Raw genomic sequence first — 26,345 nt, forward strand, 5'->3', positions numbered from 1 at the left:
TTCATTCGCCTCCCTTAATTTTCTAGATATCGTTGTTTCGCCAATCCTGTTTTTCTTCTATAAATCCAGATGATCACAGCCGCTGCGATCCAGACTAAGCTCACTACTTGTGCGATTCGAAGTGAGGTTCCCCAAACGATCAAGCTATCCGTCCGAAGTCCTTCTACGAAGAAACGTCCGATCGAATACCAGATGATATAGGTTAAGAACAGTTCACCTCTATGAAGGTTTACACGGCGTAAATAAAGCAAGACGATAACACCTATGAAGCTCCAAAGTGATTCATAGAGAAAGGTTGGATGGTAATACGTGCCGTCAATATACATCTGATTGATGATAAAGTCTGGCAGCATGAGTGATTCCAAAAAGTTTCGCGTCACTTCCCCGCCATGAGCTTCTTGGTTCATGAAGTTACCCCAGCGTCCGATCGCCTGACCGAGCAAGATGCTAGGTGCTGCAATATCAACAAGTTTCCAGAACGAGATCTTTTTTACTCTTGAAAAAACGAGTGCCGTTAAGAAGGAACCGATCAATGCACCATGAATCGCGATCCCGCCTTCCCATACGGCAAGAATCTTTCCTGGATGGTCTTTATAAAAATCCCATTCAAACGCTACATAATAAAGCCTTGCACATAAAATGGCCACTGGCACTGCTATCATAACTACATCAACGAACGTATCCTTAGCAAGCCCACGTCTCTCTGATTCTCTTACAGCGAGCCAAAGACCAAGCATCGCACCAAACCCGATAATAAGTCCGTACCAATAGATCGTAAGCGGCCCTAACTCGAGTGCTACACGATTTAGAGGTTGAATCGTTTCTTCCACAGTCTACACTTCCTTCACATTCTTATAGGTCTTCTTCATCTCCAGCTTCAATCACATCAGTCAAACGGTCTGAGAATTGTTGTGCGGCATTCATGCCCATTCTCTTCAAACGGAAGTTCATCGCTGCAACTTCAATAATGACCGCTAAGTTTCGTCCAGGACGAACAGGAATCGTTAAGATTGGTATTTCCGTATCAATGATCTTTGTTGTCTCTTCTTCTAAGCCTAAGCGGTCATAGACTTTTTTAGAATCCCAAGCTTCCAGATTCATAACGATTGAGATTTTTTTATAGTTACGAATCGCTCCAGCGCCGAACAACGTCATCACGTTGATGATGCCAAGACCTCGAATCTCAAGAAGATGCTGTATGAGTTCAGGTGCGCTGCCGATAAGTGTATCTTCATCTTCCTGTCTTATTTCAACCGAATCATCCGCTACTAACCGATGCCCTCGTTTTACGAGTTCGAGTGCCGTTTCACTTTTTCCAACACCAGAGTTACCTGTGATCAAAACACCGATTCCATATATATCTACTAATACACCGTGTTTCGCTGTTGTCGGCGCTAAACGACTCTCTAAAAAGTTGGTGATACGACTGGATAAACGCGTTGTCGTAACAGGTGAACGCATGATCGGCACACCGCTTTTATGAGAAGCTTTAAGAAGTTCTTTAGGCACTTCGATATCTCTAGAAACGATGATTCCCGGCGTCTCATCCGTACAAAGCGCTGTTAAACGCTCCATACGTGTTTCAGGATCGAGCTCTGAAATAAACGAAAGTTCCGTTTTCCCAAGAAGTTGTAGTCGCTCACCTGGATAAAAGGTAAAATAACCAGCCATCTCTAGACCTGGCCTGGAGATGTCGCTCGTTCGAATCGTGCGGTGAATCCCTTCTTCACCACTAACAAGCTCTAGATGAAATTTCTTTATGAGTTCATGAATATGTACCTTAGCCATTGGGTCCTCCTCGACATTTTTCAATGATTCTATTGTATCACTTCAACCACCGTTTAACCAAAGAGTACTATGAGCTTATTTCTGCCGTTTCTCCCAACTGTAAACGTCTACAGGTATCGTATTGAACGTTGCTTCTTTTTGGAGGGTCATCCCTAATCGAGAGGCAACAGAAATAGACTTTCTATTATTTCGCTGAATCAAACAGATCAGACGCGTGATTCCTAGTTCCTGAACAGCGTAATTTTTAAAGTGAACTGCAGCCTCTGTTGCGTAGCCGCTTCCCCAATATTCCTTAGCCAGCCAATAGCCGATCTCGAATTCATTCTTTCCATCGATTGTTTGCTGCACAATACCTGCGTGACCGATTGGAAGCATACTTTCCCTATGTTCAATAAGAAACAATCCTCTGCCCTCACGATATCCAGGGAGAAGCCATTCATCAAAGCTTTTTCGAGCTTCTTCTTCTGAACGCGTTACACCTTTTCCAATAAATTGAACAACATCAGGATCTCTCCATAGTGAGGCAAAAAACGAAAAATCCTCAGTCGTATACGGTCGGAATTTCAATCTTTTCGTTTGCAAGATCTTCAGCTCCTTTCTAAAAAAAATGCCGTTTGATCGAATTCGAAGCAAACGGCTGAACTGTGTATTGTTCTTATTTTACATCTATAAAAATTTTATCATGAACAGAGAGCTTTTGACTTGGTTTTGTTAAACAATCGTTTAACAGAATCTTGCCAGTCTTTATGTTTTGAGCGATTTCTGATCTACTCCATCCTTCAAGGTGATCGGCAAGTGTGCGATCAATCCGAAAACTTCCGTTGACCGATGTTATCTTAATTTCGCATGAAGAATCCCCTCTCTTCAAGGAAGTAATCTTCTTACCTGGCTCTATCTCTACAAAAGATGTAGGTACGATTGATTGGGGATCCACATGCTCTGTGAACGATTTATAGATGTTGAGCTTTTTGTTCCATGAATGATTTTTCGGACATTTGTAGATTGCAAACTGATAGATGTTTTTTCCGTTTGCGTTGTGTCTGCGTATGGTCGTATCTGTAAATATGGTAACTTTTCCGCACATTTTGCACTGTTTTTTTACCGTTTCTGCTCTCATTTGTTGATTGAGTGCTAAAGCATATTGTTGAATCTGCATTTTTCTTCACCTCTAAAATAAATAGTGAAGAAATACAACTTCTATTTGATTTCTTGCAGAACGTAAAAAAAGCCCCCCTCATACAAGGAGAGCTTTGAACGCAATGTTACCTGAAATAACGGACTGCAGTTCGCTGTATTTCCTCTGTAATGGGTTGTAGACAGACTTCTCCCGAGGTCAGAAACACGATGTTTCTTAACGATTGAGAAGCGATCTAAATTGTTTTCCATTACAGGTTAAATGTTGGCATACAGGTCACTTGTAGTCCTTTCTTTCAAACAGATTATCTTTATTTTAACATTTTATTTAAAATATGGATATAAAAAATACCTCCCGCTTTTGCAGGAGGTATTAATGATTATTTGTAGATTACTACTGAACCTACCGATTTGTCTTTTGCTTGTGCGTTAACGCGAACTTTTAACCCGTAGTTCGTGATGTTTCGTCCAGCGTCAGGCATGTATTTGTTTACATAAGATCTGCTGTCGTCAAATAATGATACGCCCGCTTGACTTGGTAAAGTTAAAGTTTGTACACCTGGATAATTAATATTCAAACCAGATGTTTTATCTAATCCAAATGCTGCATCAGCTACATGGAAACGAGTACTTGCTTGAACACCAGTGCTCCATGTTAAATTCGTATCCACATGCGCATCTACAACACCCACAAAACCTTCACCTGGATGAGTTCCTGTCCAGTTGTCTGTGTAAGATGGATCAACATACCATACAACTAATCCGCCGTCGTAGCTCATTAGTGAAGCACCACGTTTGATGTTTTTAAGACCCATATCTACACCTTTATGGTTTCTCCACTCTAATAGATAGTAATGGTCGCTATATTTGTTACCGTCCGATTTAGTAAATCCACCTTTTAAATCAAACTTACTTGCTGTTTCTGCATCATCTTCAAGAATAGTTGTTCCATCTGCAACAACTTTGATGTTATCAGCGTAGAATCCTGCTTGGCTAGTTCCCCAGTCAGTAGCAGAACGTAATTTTAACTTAATCTTTTGTCCTTTATATGGAGAAAGATCAAATGATTGTGCTTGCCATCCATTTGAGTTCCCTGTAAATCCTGGCATTGAGTTAAGAATGGTTGGATATCCCTCAGGCACTACATCTGAACGAGTATTTTTATTGCCAATGGACTTCCATGTCGCACCATTATCCGTTGAAACTTGTACAAAAGCAAAATCCCATTGCTCTTCAATATCGTACCATGCATCAAATGTTAGTGTAGCAGAGTTCTTCCCTGTTAAATCCACATCAGCTACCATATTTGTATCCAATTCGTCTGCTTGCCCACCCCAATATTCATAAGATCCTGAAGCAGGAGTGTTTACAGGTGATTTCTTTTGTGGAAGGTTTACTTTGATCGCTTGTTCATTTTTTCCGTTTGGTGAGTTAGCTTGATCAAGTAAAAACTGTGTACCTTTTGATGATACATCTTCCCATTTAACTGCAGTTGGTGTTGTCCAATTTCCACCTAGTGTAGATTGTAAATAAGATTTAGCTAGTGGAGAGAATCCAGTCGGTTCTGTACCTGGAATTTTCCCTGCCCAAGAACCACTCGCCATGATAGACCAATAAGCAACCGCTTCACCAGTTCCTGAGTAAACCGTGTCATACTCATCTGGGTACCCAAGATCATGGCCATATTCGTGAGCGAAAACCCCTGTAGCTCCATCTTCTGGCATCATCGTGTAGTCATAGAAGCCAGGTTTACCTTTACCTAAACCATCTGGATCAACAAAAGATGCAGAGCGGTGAGACCAAATAGCGTTATCTCCTAAAGAACCGCCACCAGCTTCTTGTCCCATACCAGCGTGGATGATCATTAGGTGGTCGACTAAGCCATCAGGCTCACGTAAATTACCATCTCCATCTAAATCATGCGGATCTTCTAAATCGTAGTCTTGCAGTGGAACTCCAGCTGCAAGAGCCGCTGCATAAGTATCAGCTACAAGCTTTTTAGATCCTCCTGGTGCAACGTTATCATGGCCACCCGTCGCACGATCAGCGCCATAATAAGCTGCTGTACCGGGAACCTTTAACCATCCATACGCATTACCTTGAACAGAATAAGAACCGCCTGATTGCTGTTCGTAGAATTGCTTCATAGAAACGAGCTTTTCGCCGTTTGGCCCTTTAACGCCATTGTCGCCAAAAATCATATCTTCATAGTGTGATAGAGGATAATCAGGATAATAGTTGTCTGATTCCCCAGGCTTAATATTGTTATGTGCAAAGTCAGAATACTCTACTGCAAGTACGAGTACCTTGTCTTTTCTTACATCACCATTGTAAGCTGTCTCTTCTACAGGTGCGGGATTTCCTTTAAGGTGACCATATTTATTTCCTTTGCCTTTTAATAGGCCATTGTTAAAATCTTTAAACTTCTGCTCTTTTTCCGCTTCTGAGGCTTTTGCCTTAGCAGCCAGCGGATCGTTTCCTTTCGCTTCTTCATTCTTACCTTTCACCTCTAAGTAATTATGAAGTGCTGCTTGTTTTTGTTTTGAAGAAGCATCCTTTGAGATTACTCCACGTTTTATTAGTGATTCTAGCAATTTATCTTCATTCACAATCGCTAGATCTAAACTAGAATGCGAATGACTGTGTTTACCTTTTAAAACCTCATCTAAAGCAGTTTGTGCCTTTGCATCCACTGAACCCGCAAATAAAGAAGATGATGCTAGTCCAATTGATAGACTTGTAGCAAGTAGCGTTTTACCCCAAACTTTTTTCCCTTTCCCCATTACGTCCCCTCCTGATTAACTAATATGAATATTCAGATATTTAACGCTACTAAAATGTACCATATCCCCTAATATTTGAAATTAGACCAATTTACTACACAAGGTTACATAATGATAGGTATTTCTACTTATTTTTAATTTAAAAACAATTCTTTCTACTCCAAACGTTTGTTCAGATGTTTTTGTTATGTACAAAACAAAAAACACCTCTGATTTTTCAGAGATGTTCTTGAAAGTTTTTATTTTCTTTTCCGCCTTTTCTTTATAGGTTCCAAAACAAAGTTTGTTAGGAACATATTCAAAAGTGAAATAATAACTGCAGCGAGTAGAGCCATACCGAATCCATCAATATTAAAGGAGTTGCCCATCAATTCCGCTGTTAACGATAATAGTGCGGCATTGATGACGATAAGAAATAGTCCTAATGAAAAAATGGTTACGGGCAGAGTCAGTAAGATTAGAATCGGCTTCAAGAAAACATTAAACAGTGATAACAAAACGCTGGCTAATAGAGCAGCACTGATGTTTTCGATATGAAACCCATCAAAATAGCCGGCCACTACCATTAGCGCAACGGTATTGATTAGTAAAGAAGCAAACCAGCTCATCATTTTATACGCCATCCTCTGGCATGACAGCTAGCGCGATGATATAAGCTAAACCAACTGGGAAAACCGCTGTAAACAGAGCAAGCGCTACCGTTCCTAGTCTTACCACTGTTGGATCCACATTCATATACTCAGCAATTCCACCGCAAACGCCGGAAATTTTCGCATCGTTCGATCTCTTAAGTTTTTTCATGATGTAAGTCACCTCTATTTCGCTTTTAACACTACAACAGAGCCTGTTTTTGCTTCCGCCTCCAATTTAAAAGACGGCCAGCTCCTACCTCCATTCGCGATAAAAGAAAGAAACTTCCGAGTCACTTCTTTCTTTTCCTCTCGCACATCGACAGACTCAAAGTCACAAACGAATCCGCCAACAATCGTTTTAAGAACGGCATCAAGCTCTAGTGTTTCTGGGAATTCTGTTTCTATTTTTCCCGTCACCGTCTTAAAAGATGCATACCCTTCTACCGCTGAAGCAAAACGGCAGTAGATCGAGCCGTTTATCGTTTCTGAGCGGACTTGTGAAGCATCTACAGAAAGACGTACAGGTCCGTTCATCGTTTCTGCTTCCACATCTTTAAACTGACAATCGTTCAGCGTTAACGAACCGTTAGCAGCTGAAGCTTTTACGCTTTCGCCCGTACAGTGATTCATTGCAATCGCTCCGACAGTGGTTTTAACTGTCAGTGTTTTTGCATGCGAATCACTTATTTTCACAGGACCATTAAACGTTGTAATCTTGATCTCGTCATAAGCTTCTCTTGGAATTGAAATAACAGCGTTCACCTTTTGATGCTTGTTTCTTGAATAAAATCGCATCTTAGTCGCGTCACAATCATAGAACGTTTCATTTCTAAACTTAGTTTTTGCCGAAGATCCTTCAGGTACTTTATAAACATGTGCATCGCACTCCACTTGCACATCTTTTCGATCCCACGGAATGACCGTTACCGAACCGTTGTATACTTCAACGTCCATCGCCTGAAACATCACATGGCTATCTTGAAAGACATAGTGAACAGGTTCAGAAGGTCCAAAGTTCAAGTCAAAATCGACCGTTTTAATGCGTTTCACTACACGGTCAAAAAACTTTGCTACTTTATAACCGGATGTTGGCAATTTGACAGCTGTCGCACCGTTAACTGCTTTCTTTTTGAGATTGAGAGAACCGATCGAGCTCAACTGTAGCTTTTTCTTGTCGTTTAGAGCGTACAAAAGTTTCTCCGCTTCCTCAACAGAGATCTTACCTTCGTTCAGCATGTTTAAAATCATTTTGCGTTCTTCCATACATTGACGCCTCCTTATTGGGGTTCCGTCACCGGCGTCGGCTGATTCTAAGATGTCTGAGACTTTCCGGTATTACTTGTACAAAAAAGATTATGAGACAATTACCTTTATTCCTTTAACAATATTCCAGATCATCACAATTAATGTCAGCGATCCAAAAATGAGTCCACTTATAATAATAGCGATTAGATGATATTGCGTTTCAAAAATGATAATAATACCTAATGGAACAGCGATAATAGGCAATAGATGGGATAAGAACGATCTTTTTGCGTGCTCCATCACTTCAGGCTCATCTGCGATAAGATACACAGCGATTGGGAATAAAAACGGTGCAAAAAATAGACTAAAATAACATAATGCAGAAATAGATTTTTTCGAGCCTTCCTTCATCAAACAAGACCTCCTGCTTTAATAGAACAATAACGAAACGGGACAAGCAAAAGGCATGTGCCTTTTTACTTCGACCCCTTTGAACAAACTTCCTTTTTCTCTATAGCCATTCGACATAACTTCTAAAATTCCGTATCATAATGACAATAACACCCAAGGGAGCAACCACCATTGAAACAGATACAAACGTTAAAAATTCTTTTTATAGTATTAGCCATACTGATGATCACTAGCATTATATTCGGCGTTATGACTGAAGATGCTATAGAACTAACTGTAAGTGACCGAATTCTTGCTGGCCTTTTCGGCACATTCATCGTCATTTTGATAAACTATGTAATCTATAAATTTCTTTCTAAGATATGGAAATAAAAACACCTATCTATTTTATACGAAAAATGTCGTTTTGAGGAGAATTTGTTTAATAAACACGTAAAAAAGGAATGGTTACATAACTAAGACAGGAGTGATTTATTATGGCTGAAGAGAAAAAGAAACTACAAGGCAAAATGGACAATCCTGAACAATACAAAACCGATCAACAAAGTCTGCTTGATAAATTTGAAAGCGAACAAAATGTAGATTCTATTCCGATGGAAGATCTAAAACAAGAAAAGCGTGAAGAAAAGGATAAGAAAGCTACAAAGAATTCTTCTTCTTCGGAGGAAAAGTATAAATAAAAAATAATATCTTAAATACACTTTTTCCTAAAAAGAAAAGGTGTATTTTTTTTGCTTTCTCCCTTTACCTTTTTATAGCATAAAAGTCCTATTTCAATTAGTTAAATCCTACCTTTCCTATATATTTAATTAATAAATGTTTTAAATAGACGATATTTAAATTGTAGTATAAAAGTCTGATAATGGCATGCTGACATTTAACTGCAAATAAAAGAAAAAGGGTGATGGATTTGAAAGATGCTTTCGATGAGTTTAAAGCTGTTGCGTTTAAAATCGGCAGTGAGGAATTCGCATTTCATGTAGAACAAGTATTATCGATTGAGAAAACACAGCGAGTTACCGTCGTTCCAGCTATGCCTAAGCACGTTCAAGGTGTTATTAACCTACGTGGCACAATCACTCCGGTTATTAATCTAAGCACCCTCTTATTTTCAGAAGCAGAATCAAATCCTCATGATTATTCATCGCAAAGGTACATTGTTGTCAAATACGAAGATAAGCCATTTGCATTAGTAGTCGATGAAGCAACAGACGTACTCGATATTCCTCATGATTCTATTCAAACAAACACCATCACTGACCAAAACATCCCTTCCTACCTTACTGGCATATCCAAACTTGAAAACAGATTACTTACAATACTCGATGTAGATCAGCTGTTGATTTCAGAAGCATCTGCTTTAAAACATGAAACACTAAATCATTCATTAGGGAGTGTAGAACATGAAATTCAACATTCGCGCTAAACTGATCAGCAGCTTTTTAATTATTCTGAGTCTCTTGGTAGCAATCAGTGTTGTAGCTTTCATTAAAATGGATGGAATGGGAAAAAAGGCAGAAGAAATAAACAATGTTTGGACACCGAGTCTTGTATATCTTGGAGGAATGAATGGAAATATTTCAGATATTCAACGGATACTTCTTAAACTTATCCTCACTGATGAAAAATCTGAAATTGAACGTCTAACAGGTAGAATAGATGAAACTGTCCTTGAAATGAATGAAAGAAGCGGAAAGTATGCACCCCTTATAGATAGCAACAAAGAGCAGAAGGTATATGACGCCTTTGTAGCAGACATAGACGCTTACATAGAAGGTATTCCCGCAGTACTAAAAGCCAAAAGTGAAAGTAACATCGAACTTGCAAACAAACTTCAGTTAGAAATGCATACAGGATGGACTTCAGCTGATGACCACCTTAGATCATTGATTGAAATCAACGAAAAAGGGGCGACGTTAGCCGCTGATTCTTCTGTTGATCTGTTTAAAGACGGTTCTAGGTTCGTTACTTTGTTTTCTGTCATCGCAGTACTTCTTGGTTTTGCAGTTGCACTCTATATATCTCATTTAATTTCAAAACCACTTCTCCTCCTTTCTCAACAAGCTGGGTTGATCTCAAACGGAGATTTAACGGGTAAAAACCCTTCTATTAAAAATAGAGATGAAATTGGTGAACTAGCTCGTTCATTCGAGCAGATGAAGAATAATTTAGTTCTTCTCATCTCCCAGATCAAAGGCAGTTCGCAGATGGTCGCAGCAAGTTCAGAACAACTGCTAGCAAGTGCTGAACAGAATAGTGAAGCCACACAACAAATTGCTGGAAGCATTCAAGAGATGGCTAGTGGATCTGATAACCAAGTTAAGAATGTGGGAGAAAGCTCACTCGTCATCAGTGAGGTGAGTGCTGGCATTCAACAAATCGCTGCTAGTGCAACGAACGTATCGACCACTTCACAAGACTCGCTTCAATTGGCTTACGAAGGCAATCAATCGATGGATAACATGGTAAAACAAATGGAAACCATCGATCAATCCCTTCAACAAACCGGAATGGCCATACAGAGTTTAGGAGTTAGGTCTTTAGAAATTGATCAGATCGTGGATGTGATCACAAACATTTCGTCTCAAACAAACCTTCTTGCCTTAAACGCTGCAATTGAAGCTGCAAGAGCCGGAGAACATGGTAGAGGATTTGCAGTAGTTGCCGATGAGGTTAGAAAATTAGCAGAACAATCTGCCGCCTCTGCTAATCAAATCAGCCAGTTGATCCACTCCATTCAAGTGGATACAAAGGAAGCTGTCCAATCGATGGAACTTGGAAATAAAGAGCTGGTACTTGGAATCTCACTTGCGCAATCTTCAGGAGAATCCTTCAGAAGAATCTTATCTTCCATTGAGGAAGTCTCGCAACAAGTGAATGAGATCTCAGCTGCATCCGAACAAGTGGCCGTTGGAACTGAGCAAGTTGTAAAATCAATCGATTTTGTTTCTCAGCTTGCTATATCTTCAGCATCTGGCGCTCAAAATGTTTCTGCTGCAACAGAGGAACAACTCGCATCCATGGAAGAAATCGCTTCATCTGCTAACTCTTTATCTATGATGGCGGAAGAACTACAAGAAGCGACTAGTCAGTTCAAGGTATAGATTCTTTCTCAGGTTTCTAGTAGGTAGGAAATCTACTATTTGTTTTTCAAGAGCAGCTAGTTTGTATCGCTCAAACTAAAAAACATGGGTGGATTTTCTACTAATACCTTACTGTAGCTGAATAAAAACATTTATATGTATTGAATCATTTTCTCTAAAAGGAAGTTTAAGATGCTGATCAACTACTTAATTACAACCTATATCCATAACTTAACCCTTATTGTTACCTTCCTTTTTCTTGTTACAAAGCTTGGAGAATATATGAATCATAATTTAAGACACAGAAAGAACTTCTATTTTTCTATTCTTTATAGCATGATGGCGATTATTATCATGACCGAATCTTATCAGTTGGATGGAGTTCTCATCGATCTCCGTGCTGCTCCTTTACTTATTTTCGCCTATATTAGTGGCTGGTATGGTGCTTTGTTCTCTAGTTTAATCGTTTCAATAGCAAGATATTTTATGGGTGAACCAAATGTTTGGCTTGGAATCAGCTCTATTCTTTATGTGAGTTTTATTGGCGCTCTTTTTCATTACCTGCATGGTATGACTCCTTATGATTCACGATTATCTTTTAAAAGAGTTTCTATAGTCTTTCTAGTTTTTCAGCTGACTGGCGAAATCATTATGTACATCGCATCACCGTTTACACCTAAAACTTTATCATTCGTGAATTTCCATCAGACTCTCTTTTGTTATTTTGCCATCTTAGCCATGGTATATATCATAAATAATGCACACTTTACATTAAACTTTAGAAAAACTCTGGAATACCAATCAACTCATGACTTCTTAACAGGTTTACCAAACATTTCTTACTTCCGGAAGCATGTAGACTCTTATTTTCAAAATAAGATTTCTGTATGTATCGTGATGATGGACATCGATTACTTTAAGACATATAACGATACGAACGGTCATCTGATGGGTGACCGAACATTAAGAGAAATATCTACGCTGTTTCTAGAACATAAAAGAAGTTCAGATTTTATTGCTAGGTATGGTGGAGAAGAATTTATTATCTGCATCCCTAATCCTGATCCTAATGAAGTGATTTCTCATCTCACAGCCTTAATCAACAAAGTTGAAGATTTTATATTTTTAGGTGAAGAAAGCCAACCACAAGGGAAACTTACGATTTCCGTTGGTGCAAGTCTAGCATCCATCCAAGATGAAAAATCGCTTGAACAGCTTATCTTTGAAGCCGATCACGCCCTTTATACTTCAAAAAAAGAAGGAAGAAACAGGCTCACGATCTACCAAACATTGAATTTGGATAACGCTCTAGAAAAAACAGTGAATTGAGGTGCTATATGAAGAGCAAGAAAAACACTGTTCAACTTGCTGAACCAAAACCAGTTGAAGAATCAACAATCCATACTCAAATGCAAGAACTGTATCTTCAAATAAAAAAGTTAGAAACAAAACTGAATAAGATGACTTTTTATGATGAACTAACTCTATTACCAAATCTAAAATCATTCAAAAAGGAGCTTACTTTTGCCTTAATAAATGCCGAAAGAAGTCGTAAGAAACTGGCTGTTGTTAAGATAGGACTAGATCGTTTTAAAATAGTCAACGATACTCTAGGTATTTTAAATGGAGATGCTCTTTTAAAAGAGGTAGCTGTTAGACTACAGTCGTTAGGAAGTAACTCCAAAGCTTTATCAAGAATGAACGGTGATGAATTCTTGATCTTTATAGAAGATGCTCGAAATGAACAAGACATAACAAACTTTTGCAAAGAGATAATGGGGCTTTTTAAACTTCCCTTTTACATCGATAATAACGAACTCTTTGTCAGTGTAAGTATAGGCGTGAGCGTGTACCCTTTCGCTGGTCATAATGTACTCGGACTAATAAAGACTGCAGATATTGCAATGTGCCGGGTGAAAGAAGAAGGCAAAAATAATTTTAAGATCTACAATGGCATGTTGAACAAGTTTACGGGGCATCAGCTCACTTTTGAAAACGAATTAAGGCATGCCTTAAAACGTAAAGAGTTTTCACTAGTGTATCAACCTCAATGGTCTATAAAAACAAAACAGCTAATCGGAATAGAAGCTTTGATCCGGTGGAACCATCCACACTTAGGACTCATTTCACCTTCAGACTTTATTCCATTAGCTGAAAAATTAGGAATCATCTTTTCAGTTGGAGAATGGGTGCTCGAGGAGGCCTGCAAACAAAATAAACTTTGGCAAGATGCGGGTTTTCCCCCTCTTCGATGTTCGGTAAATATTTCAATTGCTCAACTACTTCATAGTGATTTTCCGAAGATAGTGAGTAACATCTTAAAACGAACCCAACTTAATCCTAAATTTTTAGAACTTGAAATTACTGAGAGCATTGCCATTGTGAAAGAAGGTTATATCCTTAAAGTTTTAAATCGATTTAAAGAAATGGGTATAAGCATTGCTTTAGACGATTTTGGAACAGGATATTCTTCTCTGAAGTACTTGAGTCAATTTCCCATTAAGCGCTTGAAGATTGATCAAACCTTTTTACACGAGAAATCGATTATTAACGAATCTATTATACGAGCGATCATTACCATGGGACATAGCATGAATCTTTCTGTTTTAGCAGAGGGAGTCGAAAACAAAGAACAACTCGGTTTTTTAGAATCTGAAGGCTGTGATGAAATTCAAGGCTATTATTTTAGCAAACCTCTTCCGCCTAAAGAAGTAGAAACACTCATTCGATATTACTCACCTTTAGCAAAAGGAGTTGAATAAGGTAGTAAACAAGATTTGCCGAGCCTATCAAAGTATCTATAATCAATCTACTTTTTATTTCGCAATATATATACTTAGTGAGGTGCTACATGATTCACATTTTATTAATTGATGATGATATTATTTTTAAAGATTCTTTGCAACATATGCTTTTAAACGAAATGGATGAAATCTTCATCACATCTATAGAAAGTCATAAATATAATCCACTCTATAAATTGGCTAAAAACACTGATATTGTCTTTGTCGACTTAGGCATAAAGCATTTCAATGTAGTTGAGATAATTCAGCATTTTATTAAACAAGATGTTAGAGTAGTTCTTTTTGTTCCAAGCATCGATCAACAAGCTCCTTTGCTTCTTGAGTGCTTAACATTCAACATTCACGGTGTTCTTCTAAAAAACATGGATATAAGTCTCATGATGCATGCGATCACTCTATTATTTTGTGGCCAAAAATATATGCCACAAGCGATCTCATTCTTGATATGGGAAGAATATATACTCCTTAAGAGACCACTCTCTTTTTCAAGGCCGAATGATCTTCTAACCGAACGTGAATGGGAGGTACTTGAACTACTTTCCATTGGAATGAGTAACAGGGAAATTTCTCAGTCCATTTTTCTTAGTGAGAATACGATCAAAAATCATGTCGCCTCTCTCTTAAGAAAGTTAGGTGTAAAAGATCGAACGACAGCTGTAATCAGAGCCTATCAACATGGTTGGATAAAAGGAATGAACACCTTACTCTCCAATCAAGATCAATAAAAAAAGGACGGTCATTTCACCGTCCTTTTTTCATCGTTTTATTTAACAGCTTCTTTTTCTTTGATCTTACCTGTCATACGTTTCTTATCACGTTTAAGGATCGGAGCAAGATAACGGCCAGTGTGAGATGCTTCAATTTCAGCCAGTTCTTCTGGTGTACCCGCACCAACGATCATACCGCCCTTGTCCCCACCTTCAGGTCCAAGGTCGACTAGATGATCGCATTGCTTGATCACGTCAAGATTATGCTCGATGACTAGCACAGAGTCTCCGTTATCTACGAGTCTTTGAAGAACAACGAGCAAGCGAGAAATATCGTCTACATGAAGGCCTGTTGTTGGCTCATCAAGAATGTAAATGGTTTTCCCCGTTGAACGCTTATGAAGCTGCGACGCAAGCTTCACACGCTGTGCTTCTCCTCCAGAAAGAGTTGTAGCCGACTGACCGAGCTTAATATAGCCAAGACCTACATCAAGAATGGTCTGAAGCTTACGATTGATCTTAGGGATGTTGGCAAAGAACTCAACAGAATCTTCAACTGTCATGTCTAAGATGTCTGCGATGTTTTTCCCTTTATATTTCACTTCTAGCGTTTCTCGGTTATAACGTTTACCATGACAAACTTCACATGGTACATATACATCTGGCAAAAAATGCATTTCAATTTTTATAATTCCATCACCGCGGCATGCTTCACAACGGCCACCTTTTACGTTGAAGGAGAAACGTCCTTTTTTATATCCACGAACTTTCGCTTCGTTCGTTGATGCAAACACATCACGAATATCATCAAATACTCCGGTATATGTCGCAGGATTTGATCGAGGTGTTCGACCGATTGGAGACTGGTCGATATCAATGACTTTATCGATATGTTCTAGCCCCTTAATAGACTTATGTGCACCAGGCTTATCCTTTGCACGGTGTAACTTTTGTGCAAGTGCTTTGTGCAGGATCTCATTGACAAGGGTACTCTTACCAGAACCAGACACACCTGTCACTCCAGTAAACAACCCTAATGGAATCTTAGCAGAAACGTTCTTTAAGTTGTTTTCTGTTGCACCTTTTACTTCAATATACCTTCCGTCTGGCTTACGTCTTTCTTTCGGAAGAGGAATAAACTTTTTACCAGACAGGTATTGCCCTGTTAGTGATGCTGGGTCTTCCATAATCTCTTGAGGTGTACCTTGTGATGTGATCACACCACCGTGAGCACCTGCACCAGGACCGATATCAATAACATAGTCCGCAGCAAGCATCGTATCTTCATCATGCTCAACAACGATTAACGTATTGCCAAGAGACCGCATTTCTTCTAGTGTTCGAATCAGTCGATCATTATCTCTCTGATGAAGGCCGATTGATGGCTCATCAAGAATATAAAGAACACCCATCAAACGTGAACCCACCTGAGTCGCAAGGCGAATACGCTGTGCTTCACCACCAGATAGCGTACCAGCAGCTCGGCTAAGCGTTAAATAGTCTAGTCCAACATTGATCAAGAAACCTGAACGATCCACGATCTCGCGGAGAATTAGCTTCGCGATTGCACGTTCTTTATTCGTCAGATCGAGGTTATCGAAGAAATTCTTTGCTTCTGTTATGGAAAGAGCAGTCGTTTCACCGATATGTCTTCCGTTAATTAAAACAGAAAGAGCTTCTTTTTTCAGACGATGTCCTTTACAAGTGGGACATGGCTTTTGCGCCATATACCCTTCCATCTGCTCACGAATATAATCGGAACTCGTCTCACGATATCTGCGCTGAATGTTGCCTAATACCCCTTCAAACTGAATCTCGTTCTTACGTACCTGACCGAAATCATTTTTGTAAGTGAAAGTAAGGTACTCTTTACTTCCGTTCAGAATTTTATCCATCTGATCTTTTGGCAGAGATTCAACAGGTACATCCATATCGATACCAAAGTGATTACAGATACTTTCAAGAAGCTGTGGATAATATTGCGAACTGATTGGTTCCCAAGGTGCGATCGCATTGTCTCGTAGAGTTCGACTCCAGTCTGGAATAACAAGCTCTGGATCTACTTCAAGTTTTACTCCTAAACCATCACAAGAAGAGCACGCCCCGAATGGACTGTTAAATGAAAACAAACGTGGCTCTAGTTCACCAATAGAAAATCCGCAATGAGGACAAGCATGATTTTGCGAGAATAGAAGTTCCTCTTCTTCCATCACATCAACGACAACACTTCCTCCACCAAGGTTGAGTGCCGCCTCAAGAGAGTCAGCTAGACGAGTAGCAACTCCTTCTTTTACGACGATACGGTCGATTACAATTTCAATGGTATGTTTTTTATTTTTCTCAAGCTTAATTTCCTCAGAGATCTCACGCATCTCTCCGTCAATTCGAACACGAACATACCCTTGCTTCTTAATATCTTCTAATGCTTTAACGTGCTCTCCCTTTCGACCGGAAACAACAGGAGCTAAAATTTGGAGCTTCGTACGCTCAGGGTATTCTAAAATACGATCTACCATTTGTTCGATCGTTTGAGAAGTGATCTCCACGTTATGAACAGGACATACCGGCCGACCGATACGTGCGAATAGAAGTCGAAGATAGTCATAGATTTCCGTAACCGTACCTACTGTTGAACGAGGGTTACGGCTTGTTGTTTTTTGATCGATCGAAATAGCAGGTGACAGACCTTCAATTGAATCTACATCGGGCTTATCCATCTGTCCGAGGAACTGACGGGCATAAGCAGAAAGAGATTCAACATAACGACGCTGTCCTTCTGCATAGATCGTATCAAACGCAAGTGAAGATTTACCCGAACCAGATAAGCCGGTTAAAACAACCAGCTTATCACGCGGGATCGTAATATCTATATTCTTTAAATTATGGGCTCTAGCACCCTTTACAATTATGTTTTGGTTGGTAGCCAACTGCAATCATCCTTCCGCTTTTAACTCAAGTATGAGGTCACGAAGCTCTGCTGCACGCTCGAACTGAAGGTTCTTTGCCGCATCCTTCATCTCTTTTTCCATACGCTCGATAAACGCTTCGCGATCTTTCTTGCTCATCTTTTGCTTAGGAGCTTTTGAACTTGTATACGTTTCTGTATCTTCGGCAGCTTGTGTTGCACGAATCACATCACGCACTTCTTTTTTAATCGTAGTAGGTTTGATTCCATGCCTTTCATTGTGCTCCATCTGTTTCTGACGCCTGCGCTGTGTCTCATCGATTGCGATCTGCATGGACTTTGTAATCTTATCTCCATACATAATAACGTGACCATTTGAGTTACGAGCAGCACGACCGATCGTTTGGATAAGCGAACGTTCTGAACGTAAGAAGCCTTCTTTATCTGCATCTAAAATCGCAACAAGAGAAACTTCAGGAATATCTAACCCTTCCCGCAGCAAGTTAATACCTACGAGTACATCAAATACACCAAGTCTTAGATCGCGTATGATCTGAATCCGTTCTAACGTCTTAATTTCTGAATGCAGGTAACGAACTTTTATGCCGAGTTCTACAAAATAATCGGTAAGATCTTCAGACATCTTTTTCGTTAACGTTGTAACAAGAACTCGTTCGTTTTTCTCAATTCTTTCGTTGATCTCCCCTAGTAAATCATCGATCTGACCTTTAATCGGACGGACTTCTAGTGTAGGATCCAAAAGCCCTGTTGGACGAATAATCTGCTCAACCGGATCAGGTGCATGCTCGAGCTCATAAGGACCAGGTGTTGCTGATACGTAAATGTGCTGAAACTTCGTGTAACGCTCAAATTCATCAAACGTTAGCGGACGATTATCTTTTGCGGAAGGCAGTCGGAATCCATGATCGACAAGGACTCCTTTTCTGGCTTGGTCTCCATTAAACATTCCACGGATCTGCGGAAGCGTAACATGGGACTCATCAATGACAATTAAAGAATCATCCGGAAAATAGTCTAAAAGTGTGTAAGGCGTCGATCCTAATGGTCTTAGAGTCAGGTGAACAGAATAGTTCTCAATTCCTGAACAGAATCCCATTTCCGCCATCATCTCTAAGTCATATCTTGTTCTCTGTTCAAGACGCTGTGCTTCTAACAGCTTTCCTGCTTCATTCAATTCTTTTAGACGATCTTCAAGTTCAGCTTCAATGCGCTTGATCGCTACTTTCATCTTCTCTTCACGTGTTACGAAGTGAGAAGCCGGGAAGATGGCAACGTGTTTACGTTCACCAAGAATCTCCCCAGTCAGTGCGTCAACTTCCGTAATGCGGTCGATCTCATCACCAAAAAACTCCACACGAAGACAATGTTCGTCTCGTGAGGCTGGGAAGATTTCCACGACATCTCCTCTAACTCGGAACGTACCACGAGTAAAGTTAATATCATTTCGGTTGTATTGAACATCTACAAGATCACGTAAGAGCTGGTCACGGTCTTTCTCCATTCCTTCTCTTAAGGAGATCACCATGTCTTTATACTCTTCAGGTGAACCTAGACCATAAATACACGATACACTGGCTACAATAATAACGTCTTTTCGCTCAAAAAGTGATGAAGTAGCCGAGTGGCGAAGTTTATCGATTTCATCATTAATACTCGCATCTTTTTCGATATACGTATCAGAATGTGCGATGTATGCTTCTGGTTGATAATAATCGTAATAAGAAACAAAATATTCAACTGCATTGTTTGGGAAAAATTCTTTTAACTCACTGTAAAGCTGGCCGGCTAATGTTTTGTTATGTGCAATAACAAGAGTCGGTTTGTTTACTTCCTGAATAACATTGGAAACCGTAAACGTCTTCCCTGTTCCGGTCGCACCAAGCAGGGTCATACTCTTCTTTCCTGCGTTTATATTGTTCACAAGATGTTTGATCGCTGCGGGCTGATCTCCTTGTGGCTGATAGTTTGATTTGATTTCGAACAATTGACTTTGACTCACAAAACCGAACCTCCGTTCCTAAATTCTGGTTACTCAAATTATAGCACAGGCCTTATCCAAAAACCTAATAATTACGAACAAATATTCGCAGAAGTTTCTGGAAAGAAAGTAAAGTGGTATACTCATAGGTAGGCGCAAGTTGGGAAATAAATTGTTTGGGGTCTGACCCCATTTCCCACCAGCATTACCACGATATACAGAAAAATTGTAAAAGGTGTGTCCCCTTAAAGGAGTTTTAATATGGAGTTTTTTTATATACTGCTTGGTTTATGCATCGGTATCTTTTCAGGCATTTTTGGAATTGGTGGCGGCTTTATTCTGACACCCGTTCTGATTCTTTTCGGTATTCCGCCTCTGTCTGCGATTGGAACGAGCCTCATGTACTCGATCGGGACAAGTGTTTCAGGAGTTGCTGCACATCTGAGATTTAAGAACATTCTATGGAAACCCGCTGCTGTTCTAGGTATTGTCGGAATCGGAGCAACACAGGTCGCTCATCCACTTGTCGTTTGGCTAGAAAAGATGGGTTATGACGAAACGATCATTCCTATATTTTATATTGTTCTTCTTGCCTACTTTGCTCTTTCCCTGCTTTATAAGCAATCAAAACGCAAGAAAACACCGCAAAGCATGGCTGAGATTCAATTTTCATACCCAAAAGCAGTCTTTATTGGATTTACAGGAGGTTTTATTTCTACAACTTTAGGAGTAGGCGGAGGATTCGTAATGGTTCCAATGCTCATTTCTTTAATGAAGTTTCCTTCTAGAAAAGCTGTTGGCACGAGCTTGGTCAGTGTGTTTTTCATTGTAAGTGCTGGATTCCTAACATACGCATCCAGTGTTCAGATCGATTATAAACTGGGTCTTCTACTTATATTAGGTGCACTTGTGGGCACTCAACTAGGAGCCAAACTTACCACCATCTATTCCAGTGAACAGATTCAAAAATATTTAGGTGCCTTGTACATCACGATTTTAAGTTCAGTCATTCTTAAGCTTGTTCACTTAGATAAAGCAGGTCTAGGAATTATTACACTATATGTGCTAACAATGCTCGTACTTTTCTTAAAAGAAACGATCTCGCATACAAGAAGAAAGACGTCTACCTCATAAAGGTGACGTCTTTTTTCTTTATTTTACTTTTCTTTTTTGTTTGTTATAGATTTTAAGGCCAAGAAAAAACCCAACAATTGTAGAAATTACGGCCACGATTTGGAGAGGCAACGGTTGATTCCAACCATCAAAAGCAAAAATCATAATAACAATCGTAATCCCTAAAGGTAAGTATTTCGTAAACAACACTCTATTAAAAAGCAGCTGTAAACATAAAGGCAATAAAGCTGCGACACTATACTCCAACATGAAACGAAGAACCCCTCTCCTTGAACACCTCAAAAAAACATCACTTTTGTAAACGTTCTAATATACCTCTCTAAATTTAACAAAACTCCCTAGACAAAAACAAGGAAATTGTTGAGGGAAATAAATTGTTTGGGGTCAGACCCCCTCTTCTTTGAAACTTTCTGTTTAAAAGTACGTACAGTAGGATATTGCTTGAAGGGGACGAATATGATTTACAAGTATCTTCAAAGGAGATGATTTTTTATGTTAAAAAAACTATTAAAATCACTATTAGGACACAGCAGCCATAAAAAGTACAGCAGCTCTGGTTACAAATATAAGAAAAGCTATAAGAAATACAGCAGCAGTGATTTTGGCAAAAAGCATTATGGTGGATATGGGCACAAGCATTATAAGAAGAAAAAGAGAAGCAGCTTCTTTAGCTCTTAATCTGCGTTAAGAAAAAAATAATATGATAGCTGAACTATGGAAAGGTATGCAAAGAACGTTATGGGACAGACCTCTTAAAGCTGGGAACCTTGTGCATGAGCGTTATCTTGTTCAAGAGGTTCTTGGTATGGGTAGTTATGGTATTACGTACTTAGCACTTGATCGGCATACAGATGAGATCATCGTACTAAAACAGCTTCGGAACACGAAAGCAAAGACCACAGCAGGTCTTCTTTCTTTCCAAAGAGAGTCTCAGATTTTAGGAGCTCTTCAAAAACATCCTGTTCCGAAGCTATTGAATACCTTTCAAAACGAACAAGGTCATTTTATTGCGATGGAGTGGATTAAGGGAGACACGTTCGAAGATCTCATCTTTCGCGACAATCAAACGTATAACGAAAAAGAATCCATCGCGATCTTGCTGGAATTGTTAAGCATTACTGATCGCTTTCATAAGAATGGAATCATTCATCGAGATCTTCGCATCCCCAATATCATTTATCGAGATAAGAAACTAATCGTGATTGATTTTGGACTTGCTTGTTATTTAACAGACACTAACCTAGAGATTGAAGATCCTCATGATCATCCTGAGAAAATTCGGATGCGTGCTGTTCAAGTTGAAAGCGATCTGTTTGCTCTCGGTCATTTTGCACTCTTTCTACTCTACTCATCTTACGTGCCTCAAGCAAAAAAAGAGTTAAGCTGGGAAGAGGAACTAGACATCTCCCTTTCTTTTAAAAACGTTCTTCGGAAAATGCTTCAACTTGACGAACCATTCCATTCCGCGAGTGATGTCCAAAAAGCATTACGTACCATATAAAAAAGCTCGGTACCATCACCGGGCTTTTTCTTTGTTTAAGCTTGTTTACTTTTAAACAAGAACTCTTCATATTCTTTTTCATGTTTGGTTGTTACAGACAGATTTTGCAGCGCACGGTGAAACTGTTGATAATCTAGAGCGAATAAGAAATGATTCTCTAACCCACTAGCCGTTAGTACCCCGAACTCCCAGACGGCATTATAGTCACGCTTATTCAAAGATTTTGCCATCAAGTCTAAGACTTTCAATATTTCTGTACAAACCAATACATTGTCTTTCGCATAATGTCGGATGTACCCAAATGCATTATATAAGTAGTGACTGAAATCTCTTTCTTGTAAAACAACACGCAGATTGTTTTCTTTGTCTACTAAATACTTTGAGAATACCGAGCATCGTGAAATAGATGTGAGAACCTCTCCAAGTTGATAGATCGAGTTCGTTGCTGTCTTCGGATCATTATTTCCGAGTGACCGAATGGCAACTTCCACGAGTTTATTGATACTAAATTCGATATCTTGTACCTCTGTCTGCCTTCTCCCAATTTTGATCATAGATAGATACTTCTGTTCATCGATTTTGTTTTCTCCTCTTTTCCAATAAGAAAGAAAAGGTGTTGAGGCATACACATAACTACCAATCGTATACTCCAATCGGATAACAATATCATCACGCTCGGCTTCTTTCATGATCGAGATAAAATCAACGAGTTGAATAAACCCAGATTTTTTAGCCGCGATCGTATAACCGCTCTCTTCACAGATATCACTGTTCACAGTCGTCAAGTCGTTCACTTTATAAGGATCTACTTCATCCTCAAGCGTATTCTTCACGATCGATAACGCTTCGTTCTTCATGTCATACGTCATCTGGTTCACTTGAAGCCAAGCGACCGCATGATTGATAAAAAAGATAAACGTTCCCATGGCAAACGCTGCAATGATTGCTGCCACCAAAGGAACTGCAAAATAATATTCAGCCATCCTCTTGTTCAAGAATAGAAAGCTCAGCAACATATAAATAAAGCTTGAAGTAAATATTCCTAAAACACGTTGTGTTGATTTACTAGCAATAAAGTTTTTCAGCATACGTGGAGAAAATTGTCCAGAAAAGGTTGTAAACACAACAAGAATCAAGTTAAAAGTAAAAGTGGTAAGCGTTAGAGTGGCTGCCGTAAGCGTCCCTACTAAATTTCGCGTAAGATCATAATCAACTGCAAAAAAAGGACGCATCTGATTTCCTAAATCGTACTTTAGATCTGTCGTTAATGTCGCCGTAACTAGTAGTACAGAAAACAAAACGTAAAGTACAGGAGTGAACCACATATTGGATTGCACGGTATGTGATAGTTCTCTCTCCGACATTTTTGTATATTTCTTTAAATAATTATCTAACAGGTTCAATCTAAACATGTGTACATCCCCTCAGAAGTAAAAAAAACGGTTATTTGGGACCACTTAAGATGTTAGTAGTTCCTCTCCTATTTTGCCCTATTAAAAAAAAGTCAAACTTTCTATCAGCTTTATCGCAATAAAAAAAGCGATTCTTTATGATAGAATCGCACGTCATTTCTTCATTATTTTATTGCAAAACGATTGGATGACTCGTTCCTCTTCGTTCCGCTCCTTGTATTGCTCCCCACTGTATTCACCTATCACTTTTCTCCAAAAAGTCTGTGCAGGTTTATTCGCTTTTATTTGAGATACTTGCCAATTTCCTTTATGTTTTTCAAATATTTGATGAGCAGCAAGTTTCCCTAAACCTCCAAGCCTGAACTTTTTCATGATAAAAAATTCAGAGATCGACCAATATTGATCGTTTTCCTCCTGTATTTCACTTACTAAGACAAACCCTGCTAGTTTGCCTTCTTTTTCGATCAGATAAGGAAAACGGCGACTTTCTTGCCAATAGTTATCTAAATAAGCATACTGACCATAAACTCCATTATCGCTCACTTGAAGGTCTATAAACTCTGAGAAATCATAAAAATAAAACTGCATAAGATTTTGGATTGTTTCTTTATCCCTTGACTCTGCTACCTTTATTACTGGAATCTGTTTCATCAACATCTAACATTTCTCCCTGTAATTGGTGATTACATACTATCCTCGCAATCTGGCGAATATCTGTAAGCTTCGATGTCCACTCTATTTTTCCCTTTAAATTGGACACCTTCATTTTCTAATCGCGATTTTTGTGTGAAGAACAATTCCTCATCTTGAATACCGATCTCTCCCTTTGCATTGATTACACGATGCCAAGGTAGGTCATGCTTTTTACTCATAGAGTGAAGGATACGAACGACCTGCCGAGCACTTCTTGGATTTCCTGCTATCCTGGCAATCTGTCCGTAAGACATGACGTGACCGCTCGGTATATTTTTAATGACTTTGATTACGTTCTTAGTAAAGAGTTCCATCTTTTCGCCTCCTTTTAAAAGAATAAAGAAGCTTTCTAAAAAAAAAGAGTGTTAAATCTATAATCAGATTTAACACTCTTTTGTTGGTTTTTATTGATACATCAATTGGCGCTGCTTCTTCAATTCATCATTCGCCAAGTACTCATCATAAGACATTTGCTTATCAAGAATTCCTTTAGGCGTGATTTCAATGATACGGTTCGCGATCGTTTCAACGAACTGATGGTCATGTGATGTGAACATCAATGCACCTTTGTAGCCGATTAATCCGTTGTTCAACGCTGTGATAGACTCTAGATCCAAGTGGTTCGTAGGATCATCCATGATCAATACATTTGATCCGCTTAGCATCATCTTAGAAAGCATACAACGTACTTTCTCTCCTCCAGATAATACAGACGGCTTTTTCATTACTTCTTCACCTGAGAAGAGCATACGTCCTAAGAATCCACGAAGGAAGCTTTCCGTTTGATCTTCAGGAGAATATTGACGAAGCCAATCTACAAGAGTCTGCTCGCTGCCAGCAAAGTACTTCGAGTTATCACGCGGGAAGTACGCTTGAGACGTTGTTACACCCCATTTGTATGTTCCGCTGTCCGCTTCCATCTCACCCATTAAAATTTTAAATAGAGTTGTGATGGCGATCTCTTCTTTACCTACAAAAGCAATCTTGTCGTCTTTGTTCATGATAAAGCTCACGTTATCAAGTACTTTTACACCGTCGATCGTTTTCGTTAGCCCTTCAACACGAAGAAGATCATTTCCGATCTCACGATTGATGCCAAAGTTCACATACGGATATTTACGAGAAGAAGGTCGGATATCATCTAAAGAGATTTTATCCAATAACTTCTTACGTGAAGTAGCTTGTTTGGATTTAGATGCGTTCGCACTAAATCGAGCTACGAAAGCTTGAAGTTCTTTGATCTTTTCTTCTTTTTTCTTGTTTTGATCTTGTGCCATACGAAGCGCTAATTGAGAAGACTCATACCAGAAATCGTAGTTACCTACATAGATCTGGATCTTTCCAAAATCAAGGTCAGCCATGTGCGTACAAACTTTGTTTAAGAAGTGACGGTCATGGGATACAACGATAACGGTGTTCTCAAAATTGATCAAGAAATCTTCTAACCATTGAATCGCTTGTAAGTCTAAGTTGTTCGTCGGCTCATCCAGAAGAAGAACGTCCGGCTTACCGAAAAGAGCTTGAGCAAGCAATACTTTTACTTTTTCAGAACCTGTTAGTTCAGCTAGTTTCTTCGTGTGAAGATCTTCTTTAATGCCAAGACCTTTAAGCAGGATCGCTGCCTCAGATTCTGCTTCCCAACCGTTTAGTTCAGCAAACTCACCTTCAAGTTCAGCTGCACGGATTCCGTCTTCATCTGAGAAATCAGCTTTCATATAGATCGCGTCTTTCTCTTGCATCACTTCATAAAGACGTGCGTGACCCATAATTACCGTTTGCATAACCTCTTGATCTTCATACTCAAAATGGTTCTGCTTCAATACAGCTAGACGTTCGCCTGGAGTCATGTGAACGTCACCTGTTTGTGCTTCGATCTCACCAGACAGAATTTTTAAGAATGTAGATTTACCCGCACCGTTCGCACCGATCAAGCCGTAGCAGTTTCCTGGTGTAAACTTTATATTAACGTCTTCAAACAGCTTGCGGTCGCCGTAGCGAAGACCAACGTTAGTTACCGTAATCATATTGGATATCTCTCCTTTTTATATATAACTGACCAACCTATCTCTATCAGCCTACATACATATATTCAAATCCGTATCCTACAAAAATGC

Annotated in this window: 26 protein-coding genes; 10 read left to right on the forward strand and 16 right to left on the reverse strand. The window is 39.3% G+C overall.

All coding sequences use genetic code 11. The features are described 5' to 3' along the window. Nucleotides 1-14: 14 nt before the first annotated feature. The 9 genes from lgt to ABE65_RS17405 all read right to left on the reverse strand — a co-directional run bounded on the left by lgt (nucleotide 15) and on the right by ABE65_RS17405 (nucleotide 7,993). Nucleotides 15-830: a prolipoprotein diacylglyceryl transferase gene (lgt, locus tag ABE65_RS17365; RefSeq protein WP_066397679.1), complete on the reverse strand. Its 816-nt coding sequence runs from the start codon at nucleotides 828-830 to the stop codon at nucleotides 15-17. Nucleotides 831-852: 22 nt separating this feature from the next. Then, on the reverse strand, nucleotides 853-1,788 hold the full coding sequence (gene hprK / locus ABE65_RS17370; protein WP_066397681.1) for an HPr(Ser) kinase/phosphatase: 936 nt from the start codon (nucleotides 1,786-1,788) through the stop codon (nucleotides 853-855). Nucleotides 1,789-1,863: 75 nt separating this feature from the next. Then, a complete protein-coding gene (locus tag ABE65_RS17375) occupies nucleotides 1,864-2,370 on the reverse strand; it encodes a GNAT family N-acetyltransferase (RefSeq protein WP_066397683.1) in 507 nt (168 codons plus the stop codon). Nucleotides 2,371-2,443: 73 nt separating this feature from the next. Further along, the gene (locus ABE65_RS17380; RefSeq protein ID WP_066397685.1) at nucleotides 2,444-2,944 is read right to left on the reverse strand and encodes a DUF1062 domain-containing protein; all 501 of its coding nucleotides are present in this window, start codon (nucleotides 2,942-2,944) and stop codon (nucleotides 2,444-2,446) included. A 358-nt stretch (nucleotides 2,945-3,302) separates the two neighbouring features. Further along, nucleotides 3,303-5,705 carry an immune inhibitor A domain-containing protein gene (locus tag ABE65_RS17385; RefSeq protein WP_066397688.1) on the reverse strand — a complete coding sequence of 801 codons (2,403 nt, stop codon included), beginning with the start codon at nucleotides 5,703-5,705 and terminating at the stop codon, nucleotides 3,303-3,305. A gap of 239 nt (nucleotides 5,706-5,944) precedes the next feature. Then, a complete protein-coding gene (locus ABE65_RS17390) occupies nucleotides 5,945-6,316 on the reverse strand; it encodes a phage holin family protein (protein WP_066397690.1) in 372 nt (123 codons plus the stop codon). 1 nt (nucleotide 6,317) lies between these two features. Then, nucleotides 6,318-6,506 carry a PspC domain-containing protein gene (locus ABE65_RS17395; RefSeq protein WP_066397692.1) on the reverse strand — a complete coding sequence of 63 codons (189 nt, stop codon included), beginning with the start codon at nucleotides 6,504-6,506 and terminating at the stop codon, nucleotides 6,318-6,320. A gap of 14 nt (nucleotides 6,507-6,520) precedes the next feature. Then, the gene (locus ABE65_RS17400; RefSeq protein ID WP_066397693.1) at nucleotides 6,521-7,600 is read right to left on the reverse strand and encodes a DUF4097 family beta strand repeat-containing protein; all 1,080 of its coding nucleotides are present in this window, start codon (nucleotides 7,598-7,600) and stop codon (nucleotides 6,521-6,523) included. Nucleotides 7,601-7,690: 90 nt separating this feature from the next. After that, entirely contained in the window at nucleotides 7,691-7,993 is a 303-nt protein-coding gene (locus ABE65_RS17405; protein ID WP_066397696.1) for a DUF4870 domain-containing protein, read from the reverse strand. A gap of 171 nt (nucleotides 7,994-8,164) precedes the next feature. Here ABE65_RS17405 and ABE65_RS17410 point away from each other — a divergent pair, with 171 nt between their 5' ends. The 7 genes from ABE65_RS17410 to ABE65_RS17440 all read left to right on the forward strand — a co-directional run bounded on the left by ABE65_RS17410 (nucleotide 8,165) and on the right by ABE65_RS17440 (nucleotide 14,605). Then, nucleotides 8,165-8,365 (forward strand): hypothetical protein, encoded by a 201-nt coding sequence (locus ABE65_RS17410; RefSeq protein WP_066397699.1) that lies wholly within the window; start codon nucleotides 8,165-8,167, stop codon nucleotides 8,363-8,365. Between the two features lie 104 nt (nucleotides 8,366-8,469). Further along, nucleotides 8,470-8,673 carry a hypothetical protein gene (locus ABE65_RS17415; RefSeq protein ID WP_066397701.1) on the forward strand — a complete coding sequence of 68 codons (204 nt, stop codon included), beginning with the start codon at nucleotides 8,470-8,472 and terminating at the stop codon, nucleotides 8,671-8,673. Nucleotides 8,674-8,903: 230 nt separating this feature from the next. Beyond that, entirely contained in the window at nucleotides 8,904-9,419 is a 516-nt protein-coding gene (locus ABE65_RS17420; protein ID WP_197480315.1) for a chemotaxis protein CheW, read from the forward strand. Further along, complete coding sequence (locus ABE65_RS17425) at nucleotides 9,397-11,097, forward strand: methyl-accepting chemotaxis protein (protein WP_066397706.1); 1,701 nt, start codon at nucleotides 9,397-9,399, stop codon at nucleotides 11,095-11,097. Before ABE65_RS17420 ends, ABE65_RS17425 begins: the two co-directional genes overlap by 23 nt. A 171-nt stretch (nucleotides 11,098-11,268) precedes the next feature. Further along, on the forward strand, nucleotides 11,269-12,405 hold the full coding sequence (locus tag ABE65_RS17430) for a GGDEF domain-containing protein (protein ID WP_066397708.1): 1,137 nt from the start codon (nucleotides 11,269-11,271) through the stop codon (nucleotides 12,403-12,405). Between the two features lie 8 nt (nucleotides 12,406-12,413). After that, nucleotides 12,414-13,838 (forward strand): putative bifunctional diguanylate cyclase/phosphodiesterase, encoded by a 1,425-nt coding sequence (locus ABE65_RS17435; protein ID WP_066397710.1) that lies wholly within the window; start codon nucleotides 12,414-12,416, stop codon nucleotides 13,836-13,838. Between the two features lie 89 nt (nucleotides 13,839-13,927). Next, nucleotides 13,928-14,605, forward strand: coding sequence for a response regulator transcription factor (locus ABE65_RS17440; protein WP_066397712.1), 678 nt, complete (start codon nucleotides 13,928-13,930; stop codon nucleotides 14,603-14,605). A gap of 38 nt (nucleotides 14,606-14,643) precedes the next feature. Here ABE65_RS17440 and uvrA read toward each other — a convergent pair whose 3' ends face one another. Together uvrA and uvrB are read right to left on the reverse strand one after the other, a co-directional pair. Continuing rightward, nucleotides 14,644-17,514: an excinuclease ABC subunit UvrA gene (gene uvrA / locus ABE65_RS17445; RefSeq protein ID WP_066397714.1), complete on the reverse strand. Its 2,871-nt coding sequence runs from the start codon at nucleotides 17,512-17,514 to the stop codon at nucleotides 14,644-14,646. A gap of 6 nt (nucleotides 17,515-17,520) precedes the next feature. Next, nucleotides 17,521-19,512: an excinuclease ABC subunit UvrB gene (gene uvrB, locus ABE65_RS17450; RefSeq protein ID WP_066397715.1), complete on the reverse strand. Its 1,992-nt coding sequence runs from the start codon at nucleotides 19,510-19,512 to the stop codon at nucleotides 17,521-17,523. Nucleotides 19,513-19,752: 240 nt separating this feature from the next. Here uvrB and ABE65_RS17455 point away from each other — a divergent pair, with 240 nt between their 5' ends. After that, nucleotides 19,753-20,625: a sulfite exporter TauE/SafE family protein gene (locus ABE65_RS17455; RefSeq protein WP_066397717.1), complete on the forward strand. Its 873-nt coding sequence runs from the start codon at nucleotides 19,753-19,755 to the stop codon at nucleotides 20,623-20,625. Nucleotides 20,626-20,643: 18 nt separating this feature from the next. Here the strand turns inward: ABE65_RS17455 and ABE65_RS17460 are convergent, their stop codons facing one another. Beyond that, nucleotides 20,644-20,874: a DUF2198 family protein gene (locus ABE65_RS17460; protein WP_066397719.1), complete on the reverse strand. Its 231-nt coding sequence runs from the start codon at nucleotides 20,872-20,874 to the stop codon at nucleotides 20,644-20,646. A gap of 243 nt (nucleotides 20,875-21,117) precedes the next feature. On the opposite strand from ABE65_RS17460, the gene ABE65_RS17465 reads away from it, so the two are divergent. Then, on the forward strand, nucleotides 21,118-21,303 hold the full coding sequence (locus tag ABE65_RS17465) for a hypothetical protein (RefSeq protein ID WP_066397726.1): 186 nt from the start codon (nucleotides 21,118-21,120) through the stop codon (nucleotides 21,301-21,303). Nucleotides 21,304-21,325: 22 nt separating this feature from the next. Continuing rightward, complete coding sequence (locus tag ABE65_RS17470) at nucleotides 21,326-22,126, forward strand: serine/threonine protein kinase (protein WP_066397728.1); 801 nt, start codon at nucleotides 21,326-21,328, stop codon at nucleotides 22,124-22,126. 35 nt (nucleotides 22,127-22,161) lie between these two features. Here the strand turns inward: ABE65_RS17470 and ABE65_RS17475 are convergent, their stop codons facing one another. The 4 genes from ABE65_RS17475 to ABE65_RS17490 all read right to left on the reverse strand — a co-directional run bounded on the left by ABE65_RS17475 (nucleotide 22,162) and on the right by ABE65_RS17490 (nucleotide 26,255). Further along, nucleotides 22,162-23,538, reverse strand: a complete 1,377-nt coding sequence (locus ABE65_RS17475) for a DUF2254 domain-containing protein (RefSeq protein ID WP_066397731.1) — start codon at nucleotides 23,536-23,538, stop codon at nucleotides 22,162-22,164. Between the two features lie 153 nt (nucleotides 23,539-23,691). Continuing rightward, the gene (locus ABE65_RS17480; protein ID WP_082861485.1) at nucleotides 23,692-24,195 is read right to left on the reverse strand and encodes a GNAT family N-acetyltransferase; all 504 of its coding nucleotides are present in this window, start codon (nucleotides 24,193-24,195) and stop codon (nucleotides 23,692-23,694) included. A gap of 26 nt (nucleotides 24,196-24,221) precedes the next feature. Continuing rightward, on the reverse strand, nucleotides 24,222-24,545 hold the full coding sequence (locus tag ABE65_RS17485; protein WP_066397733.1) for an MGMT family protein: 324 nt from the start codon (nucleotides 24,543-24,545) through the stop codon (nucleotides 24,222-24,224). Nucleotides 24,546-24,635: 90 nt separating this feature from the next. Next, entirely contained in the window at nucleotides 24,636-26,255 is a 1,620-nt protein-coding gene (locus ABE65_RS17490; RefSeq protein WP_066397735.1) for an ABC-F family ATP-binding cassette domain-containing protein, read from the reverse strand. Between the last annotated feature and the right edge of the window lie 90 nt (nucleotides 26,256-26,345).

Source organism: Fictibacillus phosphorivorans (assembly GCF_001629705.1).
GTDB classification, from domain to species: domain Bacteria; phylum Bacillota; class Bacilli; order Bacillales; family Fictibacillaceae; genus Fictibacillus; species Fictibacillus phosphorivorans_A.